The 22,901-nt window shown below is 70.8% G+C and carries 22 protein-coding genes; 19 read left to right on the top strand and 3 right to left on the bottom strand.

The features are described from left to right. Positions 1 to 281 precede the first annotated feature (281 nt). From O3X23_RS31035 to O3X23_RS30985, 11 genes are all read left to right on the top strand, one after another. Entirely contained in the window at positions 282 to 1,484 is a 1,203-nt protein-coding gene (locus tag O3X23_RS31035) for a tyrosine-type recombinase/integrase (protein ID WP_269275408.1), read from the top strand. 20 nt (positions 1,485 to 1,504) lie between these two features. Then, positions 1,505 to 2,776, top strand: coding sequence for a bifunctional 3-oxoadipate enol-lactonase/4-carboxymuconolactone decarboxylase PcaDC (pcaDC, locus tag O3X23_RS31030; protein WP_269275406.1), 1,272 nt, complete (start codon positions 1,505 to 1,507; stop codon positions 2,774 to 2,776). A gap of 58 nt (positions 2,777 to 2,834) precedes the next feature. Then, the gene (locus O3X23_RS31025; protein WP_269275404.1) at positions 2,835 to 3,482 is read left to right on the top strand and encodes an MBL fold metallo-hydrolase; all 648 of its coding nucleotides are present in this window, start codon (positions 2,835 to 2,837) and stop codon (positions 3,480 to 3,482) included. A gap of 72 nt (positions 3,483 to 3,554) precedes the next feature. Beyond that, a complete protein-coding gene (locus O3X23_RS31020) occupies positions 3,555 to 4,334 on the top strand; it encodes an exodeoxyribonuclease III (RefSeq protein ID WP_269275402.1) in 780 nt (259 codons plus the stop codon). 114 nt (positions 4,335 to 4,448) lie between these two features. After that, on the top strand, positions 4,449 to 4,811 hold the full coding sequence (locus tag O3X23_RS31015; protein ID WP_269275401.1) for a cupin domain-containing protein: 363 nt from the start codon (positions 4,449 to 4,451) through the stop codon (positions 4,809 to 4,811). A 74-nt stretch (positions 4,812 to 4,885) separates the two neighbouring features. Beyond that, a complete protein-coding gene (locus tag O3X23_RS31010) occupies positions 4,886 to 5,323 on the top strand; it encodes a DUF6278 family protein (protein ID WP_269275399.1) in 438 nt (145 codons plus the stop codon). 152 nt (positions 5,324 to 5,475) lie between these two features. Beyond that, the gene (locus tag O3X23_RS31005; protein ID WP_269275397.1) at positions 5,476 to 5,727 is read left to right on the top strand and encodes a TfoX/Sxy family DNA transformation protein; all 252 of its coding nucleotides are present in this window, start codon (positions 5,476 to 5,478) and stop codon (positions 5,725 to 5,727) included. Between the two features lie 197 nt (positions 5,728 to 5,924). Beyond that, a complete protein-coding gene (locus O3X23_RS31000) occupies positions 5,925 to 6,668 on the top strand; it encodes an amino acid ABC transporter ATP-binding protein (protein WP_269275452.1) in 744 nt (247 codons plus the stop codon). Positions 6,669 to 6,683: 15 nt separating this feature from the next. Beyond that, positions 6,684 to 7,583, top strand: coding sequence for a glutamate ABC transporter substrate-binding protein (locus tag O3X23_RS30995; protein WP_269275395.1), 900 nt, complete (start codon positions 6,684 to 6,686; stop codon positions 7,581 to 7,583). A gap of 14 nt (positions 7,584 to 7,597) precedes the next feature. Beyond that, positions 7,598 to 8,242: an amino acid ABC transporter permease gene (locus tag O3X23_RS30990; protein WP_269275393.1), complete on the top strand. Its 645-nt coding sequence runs from the start codon at positions 7,598 to 7,600 to the stop codon at positions 8,240 to 8,242. A 73-nt stretch (positions 8,243 to 8,315) separates the two neighbouring features. Further along, positions 8,316 to 9,152, top strand: a complete 837-nt coding sequence (locus tag O3X23_RS30985) for an amino acid ABC transporter permease (protein ID WP_269275391.1) — start codon at positions 8,316 to 8,318, stop codon at positions 9,150 to 9,152. A 30-nt stretch (positions 9,153 to 9,182) separates the two neighbouring features. Here O3X23_RS30985 and O3X23_RS30980 read toward each other — a convergent pair whose 3' ends face one another. Further along, a complete protein-coding gene (locus O3X23_RS30980; RefSeq protein WP_269275389.1) occupies positions 9,183 to 10,817 on the bottom strand; it encodes a CocE/NonD family hydrolase in 1,635 nt (544 codons plus the stop codon). A 278-nt stretch (positions 10,818 to 11,095) separates the two neighbouring features. On the opposite strand from O3X23_RS30980, the gene O3X23_RS30975 reads away from it, so the two are divergent. Both O3X23_RS30975 and O3X23_RS30970 read left to right on the top strand, forming a co-directional pair. Further along, entirely contained in the window at positions 11,096 to 11,995 is a 900-nt protein-coding gene (locus O3X23_RS30975; protein WP_269275387.1) for an SGNH/GDSL hydrolase family protein, read from the top strand. Positions 11,996 to 12,090: 95 nt separating this feature from the next. Further along, a complete protein-coding gene (locus tag O3X23_RS30970; RefSeq protein ID WP_269275385.1) occupies positions 12,091 to 12,861 on the top strand; it encodes a ZIP family metal transporter in 771 nt (256 codons plus the stop codon). Here the strand turns inward: O3X23_RS30970 and O3X23_RS30965 are convergent. Continuing rightward, entirely contained in the window at positions 12,830 to 13,585 is a 756-nt protein-coding gene (locus O3X23_RS30965) for a hypothetical protein (protein ID WP_269275383.1), read from the bottom strand. The two genes, O3X23_RS30970 and O3X23_RS30965, sit on opposite strands and share 32 nt — an antisense overlap. A gap of 98 nt (positions 13,586 to 13,683) precedes the next feature. On the opposite strand from O3X23_RS30965, the gene ggt reads away from it, so the two are divergent. Further along, positions 13,684 to 15,507, top strand: a complete 1,824-nt coding sequence (ggt, locus tag O3X23_RS30960; RefSeq protein WP_269275381.1) for a gamma-glutamyltransferase — start codon at positions 13,684 to 13,686, stop codon at positions 15,505 to 15,507. 15 nt (positions 15,508 to 15,522) lie between these two features. Here the strand turns inward: ggt and O3X23_RS30955 are convergent, their stop codons facing one another. Further along, a complete protein-coding gene (locus O3X23_RS30955; RefSeq protein WP_269275379.1) occupies positions 15,523 to 16,440 on the bottom strand; it encodes a SecDF P1 head subdomain-containing protein in 918 nt (305 codons plus the stop codon). A gap of 194 nt (positions 16,441 to 16,634) precedes the next feature. Here O3X23_RS30955 and O3X23_RS30950 point away from each other — a divergent pair, with 194 nt between their 5' ends. From O3X23_RS30950 to O3X23_RS30930, 5 genes are all read left to right on the top strand, one after another. Then, positions 16,635 to 18,077 (top strand): hypothetical protein, encoded by a 1,443-nt coding sequence (locus O3X23_RS30950; RefSeq protein WP_269275377.1) that lies wholly within the window; start codon positions 16,635 to 16,637, stop codon positions 18,075 to 18,077. 201 nt (positions 18,078 to 18,278) lie between these two features. Continuing rightward, on the top strand, positions 18,279 to 19,121 hold the full coding sequence (locus O3X23_RS30945; protein WP_269275375.1) for a nitrilase-related carbon-nitrogen hydrolase: 843 nt from the start codon (positions 18,279 to 18,281) through the stop codon (positions 19,119 to 19,121). 5 nt (positions 19,122 to 19,126) lie between these two features. Then, positions 19,127 to 20,458, top strand: a complete 1,332-nt coding sequence (locus tag O3X23_RS30940) for an aspartate aminotransferase family protein (RefSeq protein WP_269275374.1) — start codon at positions 19,127 to 19,129, stop codon at positions 20,456 to 20,458. Next, on the top strand, positions 20,455 to 21,867 hold the full coding sequence (gene hydA / locus O3X23_RS30935) for a dihydropyrimidinase (protein ID WP_269275372.1): 1,413 nt from the start codon (positions 20,455 to 20,457) through the stop codon (positions 21,865 to 21,867). Before O3X23_RS30940 ends, hydA begins: the two co-directional genes overlap by 4 nt. Positions 21,868 to 21,877: 10 nt before the next feature. Beyond that, a complete protein-coding gene (locus O3X23_RS30930) occupies positions 21,878 to 22,888 on the top strand; it encodes a TIGR03842 family LLM class F420-dependent oxidoreductase (protein WP_269275370.1) in 1,011 nt (336 codons plus the stop codon). Positions 22,889 to 22,901: the final 13 nt, after the last annotated feature.

Genomic DNA, 22,901 nt, shown 5'->3' with positions numbered 1-22,901 from the left:
GCGGGCACGCCACGGACGGCGGTGCGCTGTCGACGGCGCGCAACATAGACGACGATCGCCGGTTAACCAAACCGGCGATCGTGACCACCATGGAGTAGTAACGGGATGACGCTGCCGGGCTGCACTTGGCGGTGAGCCAGACGTACGTCGCCTCAGCGCGGGGTGGTGCTGCGTGCAGCGGGTCATCTACCGGGCGTTCGTTTTGGGTGTAATGCAGTTGCGCCTCTGGCTATGAGTCCTGCGTTCGGCCCTGAACCCGGATGGCAAGGAAGGTAGAGTAATTGACGGATATAAAGAAGATCACCCTCTCGTCGGGAAAGGTGAGGTATCGATTCGTTCTCGACATCGGCCGGGGAGAGAGTGGTAAGCGTAAGCAGCTAACTGTTACCCGAGCCACGCTCCGTGAAGCCGAGGCAGAACTATTCCGAATCGAAGGTGAGCAAAATTCGGGTACGTTCGTCCCGCCTAACAAACTGACGATCAACATGTGGATTGACCAATGGTTGGAGAAGAAGGCGGAAGACCTCGAAGAAACTACAATCTATAACTACCGCATCACCCTGGATCGAGTCCGGGGGAAACTCGGTGAGATCCTGCTTCAGGAGCTTAGTGAAGGAGACGTGGAGGACTGGATGAAATGGGCTCGCAAATACGGGCGTGTTCGAGGAGGGCGGGCTGGAACTCCGCTCGGAGTTACAACGGTGGACATGAGTCTAGCGCGACTTAAAGAGTGTCTGAATCGTGCCGTGACTAAGCGACTTGTGTCGATGAATGTGGCTCAGCATCTTACGATTCCACGTCGGGCTCGAAAGGAAGAACGTAGAACCAAGGCGGAACTAAAACCTTGGGACGTCGTGGAGGTCCAGGCATTCGTGCAGGGAATCAGAATGGATAGGCTCTACGCCCCCCTCCTGCTTTCGCTAGTGGGTCTCCGCCCGGCAGAAGTCTGCGGACTCCGTTGGGAGGATTTGGACTTGGAATCCGGAACTATCAGCATCGCCAATACCCGCACGATGATGGGGAACAAGACGGTGGTGGAAAAAGATACTAAGTCGATGGCCGGAGAACGAGAGCTTCCCTTGCCAGTTCCGGTATGGGACGCGCTCCGGTCGTTCAAGTCTCTGCAGGCTAAGGAAAAGCTGGCCCTCGGACCGGACTACCTTGACTCCGGCTACGTCTTGGTGGACGAGATGGGGGAGGCACGAAACATCAAGCAGCTCCGCCGACGGGCATACCGGATCATGGCGTCCCTGGGGCTACGTCAGGTGCGCCTGTACGACGCTCGGGCGTCCTGCTTCACATACCTCGCCAATATGGGCGTGCCGGACCACCTGTTGGCTCGCTGGGCGGGACACGCGAACGTCCTGACCACCAAGAGGTGGTACGTCAAGCCGGGGGTGGAGGATCTTCGTGGAGCTGCCACAGTGTGGGGTGGGCTGCATGGGACCGGAGACGACATACCGCGCGGTCGTGAGAGATTGTGAGATATGAGAGCGTGAGGCGGATGAGCGAGACGACGCAGCAGACCCTCCAATACCGCTTTGACGGGCCAGAATACGCCCCGGTCCTCGTGCTGGGTCCCGCCCTTGGTACCACATGGCACATGTGGGACCGCCAGCTGCCCGAGCTGACCCGTCACTGGCGGGTTCTGCGCTACGACCTGCCCGGTCACGGCGGTGCGCCCGCCGATCCCGCGGCCTCGGTGGCCGAGCTGGCGGAGCGGCTGCTCGCCACCCTCGACGGTCTCGGCATCGACCGGTTCGGGTACGCGGGCTGCTCGCTCGGTGCGGCTGTCGGTGTGCGGATCGCGCTGGCGCGGCCGGACCGGGTCGCGGCGCTGGCCCTCGTCTCCGCCGCCGCCCGTCACGGCACCGCCGACTCCTGGCGGCAGCGCGGTGTCGTCGTCCGGGCCAACGGCCTCGGGCAGTTCGCCCATACCGTTCCCGAGCAGTGGTTCACCCCCGGTTACCGGGCCGCGCAGGGCGCCATCGTCGAATGGGCCGTGCAGATGGTGCGCACCACCGACGCCGAGTGCTACATCGCCGCCTGCGAGGCGCTGGCGGCGCACGACGTACGTGACGAGCTGGGCCGGATCACCGTCCCGACCCTCGTGGTGGCCGGCGCGGACGACCCCGCGACGCCGCCGGCCGATGCCCGCGTCCTGGTCGCCGGGATACCCGACGCGAAGCTCGCCGTGGTGCCCGCGGCCTCCCACCTGACCCCGGTCGAGCAGCCCGGCGCCGTCGGCGAACTGCTGGTGCGGCACTTCGGCGCCGCCTGGACCGAGTCCGTGACCGCCTCCACCACGGCCGTCCTCCAGGCCCCGCCCGTCCCACCGGCCGCCGAGCAGCCGGCCGCGGTGCCTGCGGGCCGCGTGGACCCGTACGACGAGGGCCTGCGGATCCGCAGGGAGGTCCTGGGCGACGCGCACGTCGACCGGGCCGCCGCGGGGGCGGACGACTTCACCGGGGAGTTCCAGGAGTTCATGACCCGTTACGCCTGGGGCGAGGTGTGGGCGCGGCCCGGCCTGGACCGGGGTGTCCGCAGCATCATCACGCTGACGGCGCTGACCGCCGGCGGGCATCTCGACGACCTCGCCTCCCACACCCGCGCGGCGCTGCGCAACGGCCTCACCCCCGCCGACATCAAGGAGACGCTGCTGCACACGGCCGTCTACTGCGGGGTCCCGGCGGCGAAGGCCGCTTTCGGGGTCGCGCAGCGGGTGATCCAGGAGGAGACGGCCGTCGGCGGTGCCGCCGGCGATCCTCCGCGATGATGGTTTCCGTACGACCCGGTGCACGTCGATATCGCTGATCACGTTCCGAGGAGCAACAGTGAAGCTGACCAAGAAGGGCCACGCCTGCGTCAGGCTGGAGAAGGACGGGCAGGTGCTCGTCATCGATCCCGGCGCCTTCACGGAGGAGGACGCCGCGGTCGGCGCCGAGGCGATCCTGATCACCCACGAACACCTCGACCACTTCAACGAGGACCGGCTGCGCCTGGCGCTGGACGCCAACCCGGCCGCCCAGGTCTGGACCCTGAAGTCCGTCGCCGACCAGGTGTCGGCGGCCTTTCCCGGCCGGGTGCACACCGTCGGCGAGGGCGACACCTTCACCGCGGCGGGGTTCGACATCGAGGTGCACGGCCGGCTGCACGCCGTGATCCACCCGGACATCCCGCGGATCGCCAACCAGGGGTACGTCATCGACGGCTCGGTGTTCCACCCAGGTGACGCGCTGACGGTGCCCGGCCGGCCCGTCGACACCCTGCTGCTGCCGCTGCAGGCGCCGTGGAGCAAGCTCTCCGAGGTCGTCGACTATCTGCGCGAGGTCAAGCCGCAGCGCGCCTTCGACGTCCACGACGGGCTGCTCACCGATGTTGCGTTCACGGTCTACGGCCGGATGCTCGGCCCCGACGGCCCCGGCGTCGGCGGCGCCGAGCACCAGCGGCTGGCACCGGGCGAATCCGTCGAACTGGGCTGACGGCACGCCCTGACCGCACCGCCCCGGGGCAGCCCGGGGCGGTTGTCGGTGCCGGGCGGTAGATTCGGATCCATGCGCATCGCCACCTGGAACGTCAACTCGATCACCGCCCGCCTGCCGCGACTGCTCGCCTGGCTGGAGAGCACCGGCACGGACGTGCTGTGCCTCCAGGAGACCAAGTGCTCGCTGGAGCAGTTCCCCTTCGACGAGCTGCGCGAGCTCGGCTACGAGGCGGCCGTCAATGCCACCGGCAGGTGGAACGGCGTGGCGCTGCTGTCGAAGGTCGGCCTGGAGGACGTGGTGACCGGGCTGCCCGGCGGCCCGGAGTACGAGGGCGTGCAGGAGCCCCGCTCGGTCTCCGCCACCTGCGGGCCGGTCCGCGTCTGGTCGGTGTACGTGCCCAACGGCCGCGAGGTCGGGCACGCGCACTTCGGCTACAAGCTGGAGTGGTTCGAGGCGCTGCGGGCCGCGGTCGCCGAGGACGCGGCGGGTGGGCGGCCCTTCGCGGTGCTGGGCGACTTCAACGTCGCGCCCAACGACGAGGACGTGTGGGACCTGTCGCAGTTCGAGGGCGCCACCCACGTCACCCCCGAGGAGCGCGCCGCCCTGTCCGCCCTGCGCGCGGCGGGCCTGACCGACGTGGTGCCGCGTCCGCTCAAGTACGACCGCCCGTACACCTACTGGGACTACCGCCAGCTGGGCTTCCCCAAGAACCGGGGCATGCGCATCGACCTGGTCTACGGCAACGAGGCCTTCGCCAAGGCGGTCGGCGACTCGTACGTCGACCGCGAGGAGCGCAAGGGCAAGGGCGCCTCCGACCACGCGCCGGTCGTCGTCGACCTCACGGTCTGACCGCCGGGGGCGCACAGCTCCGCCTACGAGGCTTACGAGGCGTACAGCCGGGCGCGGGACCGTATACAACCTGTCGTTCCCGCCCCCGCGTCCCGCGCCGTACGCTCGGCGCTCATGAGCACCGTTGACCTGCCCTCCGCCAGCTTCGCCGTCCGCGTTCCCGACGCCGAGCTGGAGCCCGAGCCGCTCGATCCGGCGCAGATCGTGTCCGGCACGCCCGAGGTCACCGGCAAGGTGCTCTGGGAGTCGGCGGACGGGACCCGGCTGCGGGGGATCTGGCAGATCACCCCGGGCGTGGTGACCGACACCGAGGCCGACGAGATGTTCGTGGTCGTCAGCGGCCGAGCCACGGTCGAGGTGACGGGCGGCGACACGCTCGAACTCGGCCCCGGCGTTGTCTGCGTCCTGCGCGAGGGGGACAGGACGACCTGGACGGTGCACGAGACCCTGCGCAAGGTGTACGCGATCGGCTGCTGATCCACCGCCCCGGGCCCTCGTGGGGCGAGCGCGCCAGTAGAAGTCGGACCGCCCCGGGTGCGACGCTGAACCGCATGGACATCCCCTTCCTGGACAAGTGGCGCAAGCGGCACCCGGAGGCGCCCGGGGTCGTGGTCCGCGGTGGCGACCCGGACGCGGCGAGCGTCACGGAGTTGCTGGCCGAGTGCGATCTGCTGCGCGCCCAGGCCGAGGACGCCGGGGTCGAACTCGACGACTCCCCGGGCTCGTTGACGGCTCTGGACCAGTTGGTCCCGCAGTGGCGCGACGACCCCGAGGTGCTGCCCTGGCTCGGCAACGATGCCGGTCTCTACCTCGGGACCGTCATCGTCCGCACGGTGCCCGGCGCCGTCTGGCAGGTGTGGCCGAACGGCCTGCCGGTGGTCAGACTGGAGTCGGGCCGTGAGATCGACGTGGTCGGGATCGGTCACGAATGGGCCGAGAGCGGCACGCCCGAGCTGTCCCAGACACTCGCCGAGGCGTCCGAGAACTGACGGCCCGTCCTGCCCCCGGACCGATGGGCCGCGGCACCGCGCTGGGACGGCGGTCAGGCGTGTCCGGCGGGCAATGACGCCTCCGCGCGCGGCCGTACGGTGCATGATGTCGGAAACGCACCACTTGATCAGATCGGTACCGGAGGCGCGACGTGGACTCCCTGCAGCAGATGCCGAATATCGGAGCAATCCTTGCCGACCGCTTGCGCCGTGGCGGCGTAGAGGACGCCGGCGAACTGCGCCGGCTCGGCGCCGGCCGGGCTTTCGAGAAGATCCGTGAGGACCTTCCCGAGGACGCCTGCACGCACACCCTGCTCGCTCTCGAAGGCGCGATCCGCGGCACCCGCTGGACCGCCATCCCGCAGACGGAACGCGACACCCTGGTCAACCGGGTCCTGGGCTGACCCCGGCCCGCACCCGACCGGCCCGCACCCGACCCTCCCCGGAACGCACCCGCGCCGATCCGCGGCGCGGGCCGTCGGCGAGCGCGCGCACCACAAATCAGCTTAATGGCGGCACCCTGCGTGTCGGCCCGATATGCGGATTTGAACGGATAGGTTGCCCATTCGCCGACCGTCCGACGTGGTGAGAGTGAGCTGGGCTGCGCATGGATCCACTGATCGTCCTGAGTGGTGTCAACAAGCACTTCGGACAGTTGCATGTCCTGCGGGACATCGACCTGACCATCGGCCGCGGCGAGGTCGTGGTGGTCATCGGTCCCTCGGGGTCGGGCAAGTCCACGCTGTGCCGGGCGATCAACCGGCTGGAGCCGGTCGAGTCGGGAACCGTCACCATCGATGGCCGGCCGCTGCCCGCCGAGGGCAAGGAGCTGGCAGGGCTGCGCGCCGACGTCGGCATGGTCTTCCAGTCCTTCAACCTCTTCGCGCACAAGACGGTGCTGCAGAACGTCGCGCTGGCGCCGGTCAAGGTACGCCGCCGCAGCCGCGCGGACGCCGACAAGCGGGCCAGGGAACTGCTCGACCGGGTGGGCCTGCTGTCGCACGCCGACAAGTACCCCGCCCAGATGTCCGGCGGTCAGCAGCAGCGGGTTGCCATCGCCCGCGCACTGGCGATGGACCCCAAGGCACTGCTCTTCGACGAGCCGACGTCCGCGCTCGACCCGGAGATGATCAACGAGGTCCTGGAGGTCATGCAGCAGCTCGCCCGGGACGGGATGACGATGGTCGTCGTCACCCATGAGATGGGCTTCGCCCGCTCCGCCGCCAACCGCGTGGTCTTCATGGCCGACGGCCTGATCGTCGAGGACCGGGTCCCGGAGGAGTTCTTCACCGCGCCGCGCAGCGAGCGCGCCAAGGACTTCCTGTCCAAGATCCTCCACCACTGACGACCCGGGACCGCCATGCGACGTACTACCAGGCACATCGCGCTGCTCGCAGCGGCCGCGGCCCTGCTGGGGGGCTGCGGCAAGCAGGGCAGCCCGCCCACCAAGGGGCCCAGTTCCGACGACCTGCCCACCTACAAGGTGGACCGGGAGTTCTCGCTCCCCGACTCGAAGACGTGGAGCTCCGCCCACCGGCGCGGCAAGCTCGTCATCGGGGTCAAGGACGACCAGCCCTACCTCGGCCAGCGCGACCCCGCCAACGGCACCTACGCCGGCTTCGACGTCGAGATCGCCCGGATGCTCGCCGCGTCACTCGGCTTCGGCCTCGACCAGATCCAGTACAAGTCGGTGGCCTCCGCCAACCGTGAGACCGCGCTCGGCAACGGGCAGATCGACTACTACGTCGGCACGTACACGATCAACGACAAGCGCAAGCAGCAGGTCGGCTTCGCCGGCCCGTACTACATCGCGGGCCAGGGCCTGCTGGTCCGCAAGGACGAGAACGACATCAAGGGGCCGCAGGACCTGAAGGGCAGGAAGGTCTGCTCCGCCGCCGGTTCCACCCCCATCCAGCGCATCGAGTCGGACTACCCCGACGCCATCCCCGTCACCTACGACACCTACTCCGTCTGCGTGGACAACCTGCTGACCTTCCAGGTCGACGCCGTCACCACCGACGACTCGATCCTGCTGGGATACGCGGCCAAGGCGCCCGACGAGATGAAGCTCGTCGGCAAGGCGTTCTCCAAGGAGCCCTACGGGGTCGGCGTGGCCAGGAGCGACAACGCTCTGCGGCTCGCGCTCGACGACGCGATCGTGGCCCACGAGAAGAACGGCGACTGGAAGAAGGCGTACGACGCGACCCTCGGCCTGTCCGGGGTCCCGGCGCCCACCCCGCCCGCCGTCGAACGGTACTGAGAGGGCCGCCGCACATGAACGTACTGCTCGACAACTTCTCCCTCTACGGTGAGGGCTTCCTCGGCACCCTCGAACTGACGGTGTACGCCGGGGTGCTGGCGCTGGTGGTCGGGGTGATCATCGCGGGCTTCCGGGTCTCGCCGGTCAAGGCGCTGCGCGCCTTCGGCACCACCTGGGTCACCGTGCTGCGCAACACCCCGCTGACCCTGCTCTTCTTCGCCGTGCTGCTGGGCCTGCCGCGGTTCGGGGTGCGGCTGCCGTTCACCACCTTCGCGGTCCTCGCGCTGGCCGCCTACACCTCGGCGTTCATCTGCGAGGCGGTCAGGTCGGGCATCAACACCGTGCCGCTGGGCCAGGGCGAGGCCGCCCGCAGCCTCGGAATGACGTTCATCCAGACCCTGAACCTGGTGGTGCTGCCGCAGGCGGGCCGGGCGGTCATCTCCCCGATCGGGTCGACGCTCATCGCGCTCGCCAAGAACTCCGCGATCGCCGGGTCCTTCTCGGTCACCGAGCTGCTCGGTACCTACAAGCCACTCAACGAGCTGGGTTACAGCATCATCTGGTCCTTCATCTGGATCGCGGTCGGCTACCTGGTCATCACGCTGTCGATCAGCGCGCTCTTCAACGTGCTGGAGAAGAAGATGGGGATCGCCCGGTGAACGAGCGCAGCGAGCGAACGATGAAGAGGTGCGTAGGCCGCGCAGCGGCCGCCGGGCGTAGCGAGGTGGCCCGATGAGCAGTGCGCTCTACGACATCCCGGGTCCGAAGGCGCTGGCGCGCCACCGGCTCTACGCCTGGATCACCACCGCCCTGCTGGCGGCGCTGGTCGGCTGGATCGTCTACATGCTGTTCCACACCGGCCAGTTCGAGGCGACCAAGTGGGTGCCGTTCGAGTACCAGGGCATCCAGCGGCTGCTGCTGACCGGGCTCGCCAACACCCTCAAGGCGTTCATCTGGGCGGCGGTGCTCTCGCTCGCCTTCGGCGCGATCTTCGCTGCCGGACGGCTCTCCGACCACCGGCCGATCCGCTGGGTGAGCACCCTGGTGGTGGAGTTCTTCCGGGCGATGCCGCTGCTGGTGATGATCTTCTTCATCTTCATCGCGCTCAAGATCGAGCCGATGATGGCGCTGATCATCGGCCTGACGCTCTACAACGGCTCGGTGCTCGCGGAGGTCTTCAGGACCGGCGTGAACTCCGTGTCGCGCGGCCAGGGCGAGGCCGCCTACGCGCTCGGGATGCGCAAGACCCAGGTGATGACGTACATCCTGGTGCCGCAGGCGGCCCGCGCCATGCTGCCCGCGATCATCAGCCAGCTGGTGGTGGCGCTGAAGGACACCTCGCTCGGCTACCTCATCACCTACGAGGAGTTCCTCTACAACGGCAAGCTCATCGCCACCAACCTCGACTACGACCTGCCGTTCATCCCGGTCGTGATGGTGATCGCACCCATCTACATCGGGATGTGCATGCTGCTGTCGTGGTTCGCGAACTGGCTGGCCCGCCGTGAACGGCACAATCCCAAGGCGAAGGCGGCACCGGTCACGACGACACCGCCCCAGCAGATCTGACCGCGGCGGATCCGAGGACGGACGCGCGGGCTACCGGTCGGTCAGCGGGACCGACAGCCAGGACGGGTCGGCTGCCGGGGACGAGACGGTGACCGTCGCGAAGGCCGGGTTCTGCTCGATGTAGAGCGGGTCGACGGTGTCGACGACCAGCGCCAGCCGGTGGCCGGCCGGGACGTCGTAGGCGGTGGAGAGCAGGTCGAGGTCGGTGGTGAACGCCGTGCCCGGGGTGCGTCCGACCCAGGTGTAGGGCGCGTGCGTCACCAGCTTGCCGGTGCCCAGGGCGTCCACGTCGTAGAGGTACGCGATGACGGTCCCGTTGGCGGCCGACGGCGTCAGCGTGGTGTGCAGCGTCGCGGTGCCGCGGACGTGCTGGGCCGCGCCGTACGCGGCGGACTGCCAGACGGTGGCGAAGGCGCGCGGCAGCAGCGGGATCGACGCGACGGGCGGGGCCTGGGCGAACTGGTCGAGCAGGCTGGACAGGAAGATGATCCCGCCGTCGGCCCCCGAGTCGATGTTGGTGCCGATGGTGGTCCGCCAGCCGGAACCGGCGTCGCCGCCGAGCTCCCCGGTGCGCAGGCCCTTGGCGCCGAGCGCGAGGGTGGTGGTGCGGGACGGGACCGCGGCCCAGCTGTCGTAGCTCTCGTAGGCGCCGGTGGAACGGGACTTGAGCTGGACCGGCTGCTCCTGGCCGATGCCGTTGTCGACGCCCTTGAGGTAGTGGTCGAGCCACCGCTTGGAGCTGGCCCAGGTGTCGTTGGGCAGACCGAGCAGGCCGGTCGCCTCGGCGGTGGCGTGGTCGCCGGGCCGGAACTCGAGGCGCTTGGGGCCGGTCAGTTTCTCGTAGAACTTCGCGTACTGGTTGGGCGGGAAGAGGCTGTCGCCCCAGCCGTTGGCGAGCATGACCGCGGTGCCGTTGGCGTTGAACTGGTCGAGGTAGGTCGCGGGGGAGCGGAGTTTGCCCCAGGCGATCATCTCGTCCTCGGCGGCGAGGTTCGCGGTGAGGAAGTTGCCGAGGATCTTCTGGAGTTCGGGGCTCGGGCGGCCGGTGAGGTAGCCCGCGCCGCCGAGCAGGGCGGCGGCCTGCAGGTGCGGGGTGCGGCCCTGGTAGATCGAGTCGATGAGGTCGGCCCAGCCGCTGAGCGCGACGACGGCCTTGACGCGGCTGTCGTGCGCCGCGCCGAGCAGGCCGATGCCGGCGCCGTACGAGACGCCCGCCAGCCCGATGTGGTCCGGGTCGGCCGGGGTGTTGGCGAGCGTCCAGTCGATGACCTTGGACACGTCGGCGACATCGGGCGGTCCCGCGGTCTCGATCTGCCCGCCGGAGAGCCAGAAGCCTCGGGAGGTGTAGCTGACCACCACGTACCCGGAGTCGGCGAGCTGCTTGGCCTGGGCGATGTACTCCAGGTCGTTGATGGCCCAGCTGCTGGGGAGCACGACGACCGGGTAGCGCTGCGAGCCGTCGGATCCGCCGGGGGTGAAGACGTTGCCCTTCAGCGTGATGCCGCCGGAGCCGGGTATGTCGACGAAGCGAAAGGCCGACGGCGCCTGGGCCGGGGCGGCGGTGACCGCCGCGGGGGCCGGGGCAGCCTGGGCCAGTGGGGCCAGACCGAATGCCGTGGAGGCGAGCAGTGCCGCACCGACGACACCTGCTGTGGTTGCTCTCATGACTGCTCCTGTCTGGCCGGACGCAATGTGACTGGAGAGTAACCTCGCGGCCTTACCGGCGGTAATAGACGTGCATGTTACGCACGGGTAACGATCTCTGGGCGGCCGGACACGTGTGAGGGCAGAGGAGGGCGCTCGGGGCGGGTGGCAGTGGCCGGCGGCCCTACCGGGCAGTAGATCGAACGTGAGTCCGTCGGACGATCTTTCGTCAAGGTCATTGACACCCAACCGGTACGCGCCGAATCTGATGCTCGTCACCGTCGACACTGGGGGTACCGATGGCCCGCACCACCGTCCTGGCAGCAGCCGCACTCGGCGGGGCTCTGGCCCTCACCGCGGGCATCGCCGTCCCGGCCTCCGCCCATTCGGGCCGGCCGGGCACCTCCGGTCACGGACACGGCGTCAGTTATGTGGCGCTCGGCGACTCGTACACCTCGGGTCCCGGCATCCCCGACCAGGTGGACGCCAACTGCGCGCGCTCCAGCCGCAACTATCCGTCCCTGGTCGCGCAGGACCAGCACTTCACGACGGTCAAGGACGTCAGCTGCGGCGGCGCCACCACCGCCGAGATGTGGAAGCCACAGGGCACCAACGGACCGCAGCTCGACGCGCTGAACCGCGGCACCGACCTCGTCACGCTGCAGATCGGCGGCAACGACGTCGGCTTCGGACCGATCATCGGCACCTGCGCCGCGCTGAGCGCCACCGACCCGACCGGCAACCCCTGCCAGAAGCACTACGGCGCCTCGGGGACCGACCAGCTCACCGTCAACATCCAGCAGACGGCTCCGAAGGTCGCGTCCGTGCTGCGTGCCATCCGCGCCCGCGCCCCGCACGCCCGCGTGGTCGTCGTCGGCTACCCGGACCTGCTGCCGGACAACGGCGTCGGGTGCCGTCCCGCCGTCCCCTTCGCGGACAAGGACTTCGGATACCTCAAGGACACCGAGAAGCGGCTCAACGCGATGCTGCGCCGGCAGGCCTGGGCCGCGCACGCCGAGTACGTCGACACCTACCGGCCGACCGTCGGGCACGACATGTGCAAGGCGCCCGCCGACCGCTGGATCGAGCCGCTGGTGCCCGCCAACCCGGCCGCGCCCGCGCACCCCAATGCCAAGGGCGAGAAGGCCATGGCCGTCGCCGTGCTCGACCGGATCGACCCGCACTGCCGCCACCACTGAGCCGGCGCTGAACCCGTTCTGACTCGCGCGGCCGGCCCCCTTCGCCGATCATGGGCGGAGGCGGGCGGGCCGGTGGCGGAGGCGGGTGAACGCGGATGGCGGTGCTGGTAGCCCTCGGCGCGTTCGTGATGACCCTGATCGGCGGCCTGGTCGCCCAGCACATCGGCGACCGCCGCCATCTGGTGCTGGGACTCGCCGCGGGGCTGATGCTCGGCGTGGTCGGCTTCGACCTGCTGCCCGAGGCACTGGACCTGCAGCCCGACGACGTCCACGGCGTGCCCGCCGCGCTGCTGATGTTCGTCGCGGGCTTCCTCGCCCTGCACATCGTCGAGCGGTCGGTGGCGATCCACCGCGCCCACGAGGGCGAGTACGCCGCGCACACCCACACGCACGCCCACGGCCCGGCGCCGGCCGCCCCCGGCGAACCCGTCAAGGGCATCGGGCTCACGGCCGCCTCGGCGCTCGTCGGCCACAGCGTCATGGACGGGTTCGCGATCGGCGCCGCGTTCCAGGCCGGCGGCACGGTCGGCCTGGTGGTCGCCATCGCCGTCGTCGCGCACGACTTCGCCGACGGCTTCAACACGTACACGATCACCCGGATGTACGGGAACGGCCGCGGCCGCGCGCTGGTGCTGCTCGGCTGTGACGCGATCGCCCCGGTGATCGGCGCCGCGATCACCCTCGCCTTCACCATCCCGCCGGGCGCGCTCGGCCTCTACCTCGGGTTCTTCGCCGGGTTCCTGCTCTACCTGGCGACCTCCGACATCCTCCCCGAGGCGCACAGCCCGCACCCGTCCCGCTCGACGCTGCTGTGCACCGTCGCGGGATGCGCCGTCATGTGGCTGGTGATCGGTCTGGCCGACTGACCGGGACGGTCTGCGCCGCCCGCGTCACATCCGCGACGAGCTCGACGACGTCAGGACCGTAGGCCTGTGAGTTGACGACCTTCAGCAGCAGGCAGAACGTGGCGTCGATGCCGTGCTTGCGCGCCAGCCGGGCATGGTGCCGGGCCAGGTACCGCACGGCAGCCTGGTTGGCGACGCCGCGCTGTCCCGAGGAGAGGAAGACCGGCCGGTCGTTGCCGGCGTCCCGCACGGCGGCCAGCCGGGCCAGCAGGACGTACTCGACAGCGCCCTTGTCCATCCGGTAGGTCTCGCCGTCGATGGTGAACGCCCCCTGGTCGGGACCGGGGGAGGCGTCGGTGTTGACCTCGATGCCCGGCAGCATCGAGCGCAGGTGCGCCCCCAGCCGGTGGTTGGCGACAGGGCCGCCCACGCAGAACTCGGTGCGCGCCCCGAAGCCCTGCCAGGCCGTGTCGTGCGGCAGGATCTCGGCGTGCGCGCCGCACTCCTTGATCAGCGCGGCCAGCTCCAGCAGCGCGAACGCGTCGTGGCGGGCCACGCTCCACACCCGGGAGCCTGGATCGCGCGGCACCACCAGGAGGCATTCGGAGCCCCCGGGCAGCCCGAAGAAACGCTGTTTGCGGTGCAGCTTGCGGCGCCACACATAGGTGCGGACACACCAGCCCAGCGCCGCGCTGATGGCGCTGGCCGCCAGGCCCAGCACGAGGTTGCGGACGTCATCGCTCATGGCCGGGCATCGTAGCGGTGTTCGACCGAACGCGCTCCTGACGGAAGCGACGTGCCCAAGTTAGGCTGCGCGGACCGCCCTTGACTGGAGGAAACCGCATGCGTCTCCCCGCCGCCCGGAGGTTGTCACTGCTGGCCGCCACGGCCGCTGTCGTCACGGTCGGAGCCGCGGCCCCGCCGGCTCAGTCGGCCCCGGAGGATCTGCGGGCGAAACCGGCCAAGGTGCCGGTCGCAGCCGGTTACGGGGGCGCGGTCTCCAGTGTGGACGCGGACGCCTCGGCGGCCGGCATCGAGGTGCTGCGCCAGGGCGGCAACGCCGTGGACGCGGCGGTGGCCACCGCCGCCGCGCTCGGCGTGACCGAGCCGTACTCGGCGGGCGTCGGGGGCGGCGGGTACTTCGTCTACTACAACGCCAAGCTGCACAAGGTGTTCACGATCGACGGCCGGGAGACCGCGCCGAAGAGCGCCACCGAGACGCTCTTCCAGGAGAACGGCAAGCCGCTGCCGTTCGCCGACGCGGTCACCAGCGGCCTGAGCGTCGGCACCCCCGGCACCCCCGCGACCTGGGCCACCGCACTCGACAGCTGGGGCAGCCGGCCGCTGGCGCAGGTGCTCAGGCCCGCCGAGCGGATCGCACGCGACGGCTTCACCGTCGACGAGACCTTCCGCTCGCAGACCGCGGCGAACAAGGTGCGCTTCCAGGACTTCCCGGCCACCGCGAAGCTCTTCCTGCCGAACGGCGCCGCGCCCGTGGTCGGCTCCACCCTCACCAACCCCGACCTGGCCCGCACCTACCAGGAGCTGGGCAGGAAGGGCGTCGGAGCGATCTACCAGGGGGACATCGGCGCGGACATCGTCAAGACGGTCCGCAACCCCCCGGTCGACCCGAAGGCCACCCGCGTGGTGCGCCCCGGCGATCTGACCGCAGCGGACCTGCGAGGCTACGCGGCCAAGCGGCAGGCCCCCACCCGGGTCTCCTACCGCGGCTACGACGTCTACTCGATCGCACCGTCCTCGTCGGGCGGTACGACGGTCGGTGAGGCGCTCAACATCATGGAGCGGGCCGGCCTCTCCCCGGGCCAGGCCACCGACGCCCAGTACCTGCACCGCTACATCGAGGCGAGCCGGATCGCCTTCGCCGACCGCGGGCGCTGGCTCGGCGACCCGGCCTTCGAGGACGTCCCGACCAGCGGCCTGCTCTCGCAGCGCTACGCGGACTCGCGCGGCTGCCTCATCAAGGACGACGCGGTGCTTACCAGCCCGCTCGCCCCGGGCGACCCGCGCCACCCGGCCGCCTGCGCGGGCACCGGCACGGCCGCGCCGACGACGTACGAGGGTGAGAACACCACGCACCTGACCGTCGCCGACAAGTGGGGCAACGTCGTCGCGTACACCCTCACCATCGAGCAGACCGGCGGCAGCGGCATCGTCGTCCCCGGCCGCGGCTTCCTGCTCAACAACGAACTGACGGACTTCTCCTTCGCTCCCGCCAACCCGGCCGTCCACGACCCGAACCTGCCCGGCCCCGGCAAGCGCCCGCGCTCCTCGATCTCCCCGACGATCGTGCTGAAGGACGGCCGCCCCGCGTTCGCGCTCGGCTCGCCCGGCGGCTCCACGATCATCACCACCGTGCTGCAGGTCCTCACCGAGCACGTCGACCGCGGGCTGCAGCTCGTCGACGCGATCGCCGCGCCGCGCGCCAGTCAGCGCAACGCGGCGGCGACCGAGCTCGAACCGGCCCTGTTCACCAGTGCGACCAGGACGCAGCTCGAAGCGCTCGGCCACGTCTTCACGCAGAACCCGGAGATCGGCGCGGCCACCGGCATCCAGCGGCTGCCCGACGGCCGCTGGCTCGCCGCGGCCGAGACGACGCGCCGCGGCGGCGGATCGGCGATGGTGGTCCGCCCGAGCCGCACGGGCTGACGCCCCTCCCTTCCCTCAGGAGGGGAAGCGGGTGACCTCGGAGACGGTCAGCTCGACGGGCAGCGTCCCCGAGCTGATCTGGGCGGCCAGGTCCTCGGCGGAGGTCCGGGTGAGGTGGCCGCTGATCTGGACCTTGCCGCCGGTGATGGACTGGGAGACGGAGGGCGCGGAGAGCACCGTGCGGTCGAGCAGGATCCCGATCTGGTTGGCGGGCGACTGCTGCTGGGCCAGGGTGCCCGTCAGCTGGGCGAACTTCGCGCCGCCCGCCGTGGTGAGCTCGAGGTTCACCATCCAGCCGTTGCCGAGCTGCGCGTCGAACGCCGCCTTGGCGCTGGTCACGTCCCGGCCGGTGAGGGCGGCGGCACCGAGTGCGTACTTCACCGGCGGCCCCGCCTTGTCGCAGGCGATCGTCGGGTCGGCGGGGGACACCGCCGCCGTGGTGAGCGGCGCCTTGCAGTCGTAGGCGGCGAACCTCGCCTGCAGCTCGGGGGAGACGGTGGCGTCGGAGCCCAGCACCGGCCGGAACCCCAGCTCGGCCGTGGCGGCCAGCTGCCGCAGCCGCTCCCCGGTGTCGCCGGGGGTCGTGACGGTGATCGTGCCGCCGCGCACCTCGATCCGCGCGTCCTTCAGCCCCATGGCCGCGGCCCTGGTCCGCAGCAGGTCCGCGGTGCGCCGCAACGCCTCGTCGCCCGGCGCCGAGCGCGGGGTGTAGGTGGCGGTGGTGCGGCCGGAGGCGGGAGTGGTGGCGCCGCCGGAGGCGGCCGTGCGGCTCGGACCGGACAGCAGCGGTGACGTGGCTTTGCCGTCCTTCGTGTCCGAGGAGTCGGAACACCCGGTCAGCGCGGTGCTCATGACGAGCACGGCAGCGGTGGTCAGGGCGGCGGTGGTGGCGACCGCGCGGGGAATCGTGCGGATCGTGCGGAGAGGACGCATAACGGCCAGTCTCGCGGACCGGCAGGTGCCCGCGCAGAGGAATCGGCACCCCGTGACCAGCCTGCCGCGTACGGCAGTTGGGGCTTCCGCGGCGCGCGGACGAAAACTCCCCGTAGCCGTCCCGTAACACACAGGGTGTCGAATGCGACGACGGGATCGCATGCCTCCGGGGCGGGGGCGGAGAGGCAACAGCGATGACACAGCGCGGCGCCGCAAGTGAACTGGCCGGTGCGACACGGGAGTTCACCGAACACTTCCGGGAGCTGGTCGCCGGCCTGGGGGACGCGCCCGGCTGGTACGGCGCCCTGGCGCGGCGCGATCCGGCGGGGGTGAACGCGTACGAGGCGGGTGTGGAACTGGCGCCCTGGGACGTGGTGCATGCCGTCCTGCACGACCTGGCAGCCCTGCGGGGCACACCGGTCGACCCGGCCGACGTCGGCCGCGCCCAGCGGCTGTACCGGGCCGCCGCGGCAGGCCGGGACGCGGCACCCGGCAGCGGGACGGCGCTGCGCTCCCGGCTGAACGCGATGCTCCGCGAACGCCATGACGCGGTCCTGCGCGAACGGGCGGCGGTGTACGCGGTGGACGAATACGCGGGAACGGGCGGCGATCCCGGCTCGGTGACGGCGGGACGCCTCGCCAACGCCCTCGCCTGGGCCCGCGACGACCGGGAACGCGCGGGTGCGCGGTGTGCGGAGCTGCAGGCCCGGCTGGACGCGGTCGAGGCACGTCACGCCGGAGAGCCCTTCGGCGACCGGTCCACCGCGCGGCGTTCCCCCGCGCCGGACGGCTGGTTCCTCCCGAGGGCGCCGGAGCCGGCGGGCGCACAGGAGCGGGGTTCCGCACCGGAGCCGGCCGACGACGTGGAGGCGGCCGTGCCCGTCGCACCTGCCGCACCGACCGGGCGCCGTAGCGGTGCGCGCCCGCGCGGCGCGCGGTTCGCGACGACGTTCGACGAAGGGCCCGCAGCGGACGATGCGACGCCGCAGGGGTCCCCGGCGCCCCAGCCGCCCCGCCCGGCCGGTCGCGCCCCGCGCGGTGCGCGTTTCGCCGGCATCACCGCCGAGCAGGCGCCGCCACCGGTCGCCGACGTCCCGTCGGACGCCGGTCCGCGGCAGGCGCAGGCCCGCGGCGAGGCGGCCCGGCTGGGCGGTCTGCGCCGCGCCGGGCGCGGCGGGGAGGCGTACGTGGTGCTGTGCGAGGCGGCGGCCGGGCCGGCCGCCGCGCTGCCGGTGCTGGCGCGCGAGCTGGAACGCGCCGGGCTCGCGGCGGATGTCGCGACGCTGCTGTGGGAGGTCGCCGTCCTGCCCCCGGACCGGCTGGCCGCCGCCGCGGCCGCCCTGGCCCGGGCGGATCGCGCGGACGACTGCCGCACCCTGCTGCGCCAGGCCGCGGCCCGCCCCGCCGCCGAGGTCGCGGCCCTGGCGGCCGCGCTGTATGAGGAGGACGGGGGCGCGGAGGCCGGAACGCTGCTGGCCGCCGTGGCCGGGACCCGGCTGCCCGAGGAGGCCGCGGCCGTCGCCCGGGAGCACCCCGGCCTCGCCGCGCCGCTCCTGGAAGCCGCCGCCGCGATCTCCCGGCCCCGCCGCCGCGACCTCGCGGCCGCTCTGCGCCGGGTGGGCCTGCCGGACCGGTGAACCGGCGGCAACCATCCGCGGGAGGGCGCGCCGGCATGGCGGAGCTGCCGCCGGTTGCCCCGCCCGTGCGGGAAACCTGATCGTCCCGGTCAAGTAACGGTAGCGGTCTTGCCAGAGCGGGTAGGGCGCTTCTACGTTCTTCCACACGGCCGGAATCTACGTGCGTAGACCGGACGTGATGCCACGTCAGAGGAGCTGCTCATGAGCAACGTCGTACGTGCCGCGCTCGTCCAGGCGACCTGGACCGGTGACACCGAATCGATGATCGCCAAGCACGAGGAGTACGCCAGGGCCGCCGCCGCCCAGGGTGCCAAGGTCATCGGCTTCCAGGAGGTGTTCAACGCCCCCTACTTCTGCCAGGTCCAGGAGGCGGAGCACTACCGGTGGGCCGAACCGGTCCCCGACGGACCCACCGTCCAGCGGATGCAAGCGCTCGCCCGCGAGACCGGCATGGTGATCGTCGTCCCCGTGTACGAGGTCGAGCAGTCCGGCTTCTACTACAACACCGCCGCGGTCATCGACGCCGACGGTACCTACCTCGGCAAGTACCGCAAGCACCACATCCCGCAGGTCAAGGGGTTCTGGGAGAAGTTCTACTTCAAGCCCGGCAACCTCGGCTGGCCGATCTTCGACACCGCGGTCGGCAGGATCGGCGTCTACATCTGCTACGACCGGCACTTCCCGGAGGGCTGGCGCGCCCTGGGGCTGGCCGGCGCCCAGCTCGTCTACAACCCGTCCGCGACCTCGCGCGGCCTGTCCGGCTACCTGTGGCAGCTGGAGCAGCCCGCCGCCGCCGTCGCCAATGAGTACTTCATCGCAGCCATCAACCGGGTGGGCCAGGAGGAGTACGGCGACAACGACTTCTACGGCACCAGCTACTTCGTCGACCCGCGCGGGCAGTTCGTCGGCGACGTCGCGTCCGACACCAAGGAGGAGCTGGTCGTCCGGGACCTGGACTTCGACCTGATCGACGAGGTGCGCCAGCAGTGGGCGTTCTACCGGGACCGCAGGCCGGACGCCTACGGCGACCTCACGGAGGCCTGATCGTCATGGCAACCGTGACCGAGAACCTGCATTCCCCCCTGCACGCCCGCCACCGTGCCGTCATGCCCGACTGGGTGGCCACGTACTACGACGAGCCCATCGAGATCACCCACGGCCAGGGCCGCCACGTCTGGGATGCCGAGGGCAACCGCTACCTCGACTTCTTCGGCGGCATCCTGACCACGATGACCGCGCACGCCCTCCCCGAGGTCACCGCCGCCATCACCGAGCAGGCCGGGAGGATCCTGCACTCCTCGACGCTCTACCTGAGCCGTCAGGCCGTCGACCTGGCCGAGCGGATCGCCCGGCTGTCCGGCATCCCGGACGCCCGGGTCTTCTTCACCACCTCCGGCACCGAGGCGAACGACACCGCCCTGCTGCTCGCCACCACCCACCGCCGCTCGAACCAGGTCCTGGCGCTGCGCAACAGCTACCACGGCCGCTCCTTCACCTCGATCGGCATCACCGGCAACTCAGCCTGGTCGCCCACCAGCCTCTCCCCGCTGCAGACGCTGTACGTGCACGGCGGCGTCCGCACCCGGGGCCCGTACGCGCACCTGGACGACGCGGCCTTCACCGCCGCGTGCGTCGCGGACCTGGAGGACATCCTCGGCCAGGCGAACGGCAGCGTCGCGGCGCTGATCGCGGAGCCGATCCAGGGCGTCGGCGGCTTCACCTCCGGCCCGGACGGGCTGCTGGCCGCGTTCAAGCGGGTCCTGGACCGGCACGGCATCCTGTGGATCAGCGACGAGGTGCAGACCGGCTGGGGCCGGACGGGCGACCACTTCTGGGGCTGGCAGGCCCACGACCAGGCCGGCCCGCCGGACATCCTGACCTTCGCCAAGGGCATCGGCAACGGGATGTCCATGGGCGGCGTCGTGGCCCGCGCCGAGGTCATGAACTGCCTGACCGCGAACTCCATCTCCACCTTCGGCGGCAGCCCGATCACCACCGCGGGAGCGCTGGCCAACCTGACGTACCTCGTCGACCACGATCTGCAGGGCAACGCCCGCCGGGTCGGCGGGCTGCTCAAGTCCCGGCTGGAGGCGATCAGCGCCGCGCTGCCGATCGTCCGCGAGGTCCGCGGCCGGGGGCTGATGCTCGGCGTCGAACTCGTCGAACCCGCCACCGGCGAACCGTCGGCGCAGGCCGCGAGCCTGGTCCTGGAGGCGGCCCGCGAGTTCGGGCTGCTGATCGGCAAGGGCGGCCGCGGTGGAAACGCGCTGCGCATCGCACCGCCGCTGACACTCAGCGTCGCCGAGGCGGAAGAGGGCGCGAGCGCCCTCGAGGACGCGCTCAGGCTGACCCAGGACAAACTCGCCGGAGGCAGGCCATGACCACCCCACGCACCGTCGTCCGCGGCGGCCTCGTCATTACCGCCGCCGACGAGATCCACGCCGACGTGCTGATCGAGGGCAGCCGGGTGGTGGCCCTGGCCGCCCACGAGTCCGCCGTGGCGGAGAGCTGGACCACCGGCGACGCCCGGATCGTCGAAGCGGCCGGGAAGTACGTCATCCCGGGCGGCGTCGACGCGCACACCCACATGGAGCTGCCGTTCGGCGGCACCGCCGCGTCGGACACCTTCGAGACCGGCACCCGCGCCGCGGCCTGGGGCGGCACCACGACCATCGTGGACTTCGCGGTCCAGAGCGTCGGCCACTCACTGCGCTCCGGTCTGGACGCCTGGCACGCCAAGGCCGACGCCCAGTGCGCCATCGACTACGCCTTCCACATGATCCTCTCGGACGTCAACGAGGACACGCTGAAGGAGATGGACGTCCTGGTGGAGGAGGGCGTGACCAGCTTCAAGCTCTTCATGGCCTACCCCGGCGTCTTCTACAGCGACGACGGCCAGATCCTGCGCGCCATGCAGCGCTCGGCCGGCAACGGCGGCCTGATCATGATGCACGCCGAGAACGGCATCGCCATCGACGTCCTCGTCCAGCAGGCCCTGGCGGCGGGCCGTACCGACCCCCGCTACCACGGCGAGGTCCGCAAGGCCCTGCTGGAGGCCGAGGCGACCCACCGCGCCATCCAGCTGGCGCGGGTGGCGGGCTCCCCGCTGTACGTCGTGCACGTCTCCGCCGAGGAGGCGCTCGCCGAGCTGGCCCAGGCGCGCGACAAGGGGCTCAACGTCTTCGGCGAGACCTGTCCGCAGTACCTCTTCCTGTCCACCGACAACCTCGCGGAGCCGGACTTCGAGGGCGCCAAGTACGTCTGCTCCACACCGCTGCGCCCCAAGGAGCACCAGGAGGCGCTCTGGCGGGGGCTGCGCACCAACGACCTGCAGGTCGTCTCCACCGACCACTGCCCGTTCTGCTTCACCGGGCAGAAGGACCTGGGCCGCGGCGACTTCTCCAAGATCCCCAACGGGCTGCCGGGCGTCGAGAACCGTATGGACCTGCTGCACCAGGCGGTCGTGGACGGCCGGATCACTCGGCGCCGCTGGATCGAGATCGCCTGCGCCACCCCGGCCAGGATGTTCGGCCTCTACCCGCGCAAGGGCACCATCGCGCCGGGCGCCGACGCCGACATCGTCATCTACGACCCGCACACCGAGCAGGTCGTCTCCGCCGAGACCCATCACATGAACGTCGACTACTCGGCGTACGAGGGGAAGCGGCTCACCGGACGGGTCGAGACCGTCCTGTCGCGCGGCGAGCCCGTGATCACCGACCGCACGTACGTGGGGCGGGCCGGACACGGCCAGTACACCCCGCGCAGCACCTGTCAGTACCTCATCTAGGAGCAGCGCCATGGACTTCGGCCTCGTCCTGCAGACGGATCCGCCCGCTTCCGGTGTCGTCGGCCTCATGCGCCGCGCCGAGCGCAACGGATTCACCCACGGCTGGACCTTCGACTCCGCCGTGCTCTGGCAGGAGCCCTTCGTCATCTACAGCCGCATCCTCGAACACACCCGCAAACTGATCGTCGGCCCGATGGTCACCAACCCCGGCACCCGCACCTGGGAAGTGACCGCGTCCACCTTCGCCACCCTCAACTCCATGTACGGCAACCGCACGGTGTGCGGCATCGGGCGCGGCGACTCGGCCATGCGGGTCGCCGGGCGCAAGCCCAACACCCTCGCGCGCGTCGGCGAGGCGATCGGCGTCATCCGCGACCTCGCCGAGGGCCGCGAGGCGTCCGTCGACGGCACCCCGATGCGGCTGCCGTGGGTGGAGAACGGGAAGCTGCCGGTCTGGATGGCCGCCTACGGGCCCAAGGCACTGGCCCTGGCCGGGGAGAAGGCCGACGGGTTCATCCTGCAGCTGGCCGACCCGTTCCTCACCGAGTGGATGATCCGCGCGGTCCGGGACGCGGCGTCCGCCGCCGGCCGCGACCCGTCCGCCATCACCATCTGCGTCGCCGCGCCCGCCTATGTCACGGACGGCAGCGAGGAGCAGCTGGCGCACGCCCGCGAGCAGTGCCGCTGGTTCGGCGGCATGGTCGGCAACCACGTCGCCGACCTCGTCTCCCGCTACGGCGAGCACTCCGGCCTGGTGCCCGACGAGCTGACCGCGTACATCGAGCAGCGCCAGGGGTACGACTACGCCCACCACGGACGCTCGGGCAATCCCGACACCGCCTTCGTGCCCGACGAGATCGTCGACCGGTTCTGCCTGCTCGGCCCGGTCGGGGCGCACCTCGCCAAGCTCGAACACCTCCGCGAGCTGGGCGTCGACCAGTTCGCCCTCTACGACATGCACGACGCCAAGGAGTCGACCATCGACGCCTACGGCGAGCACATCATCCCCGTTCTGAGATGACCCTGAGATGAGG

Origin of the sequence: Streptomyces sp. H39-S7 (genome assembly GCF_027158205.1) — a bacterium.
In the GTDB taxonomy this organism is placed as follows: Bacteria; Actinomycetota; Actinomycetes; order Streptomycetales; family Streptomycetaceae; genus Actinacidiphila.
This window is presented reverse-complemented; position numbering and strand designations above follow the sequence as displayed.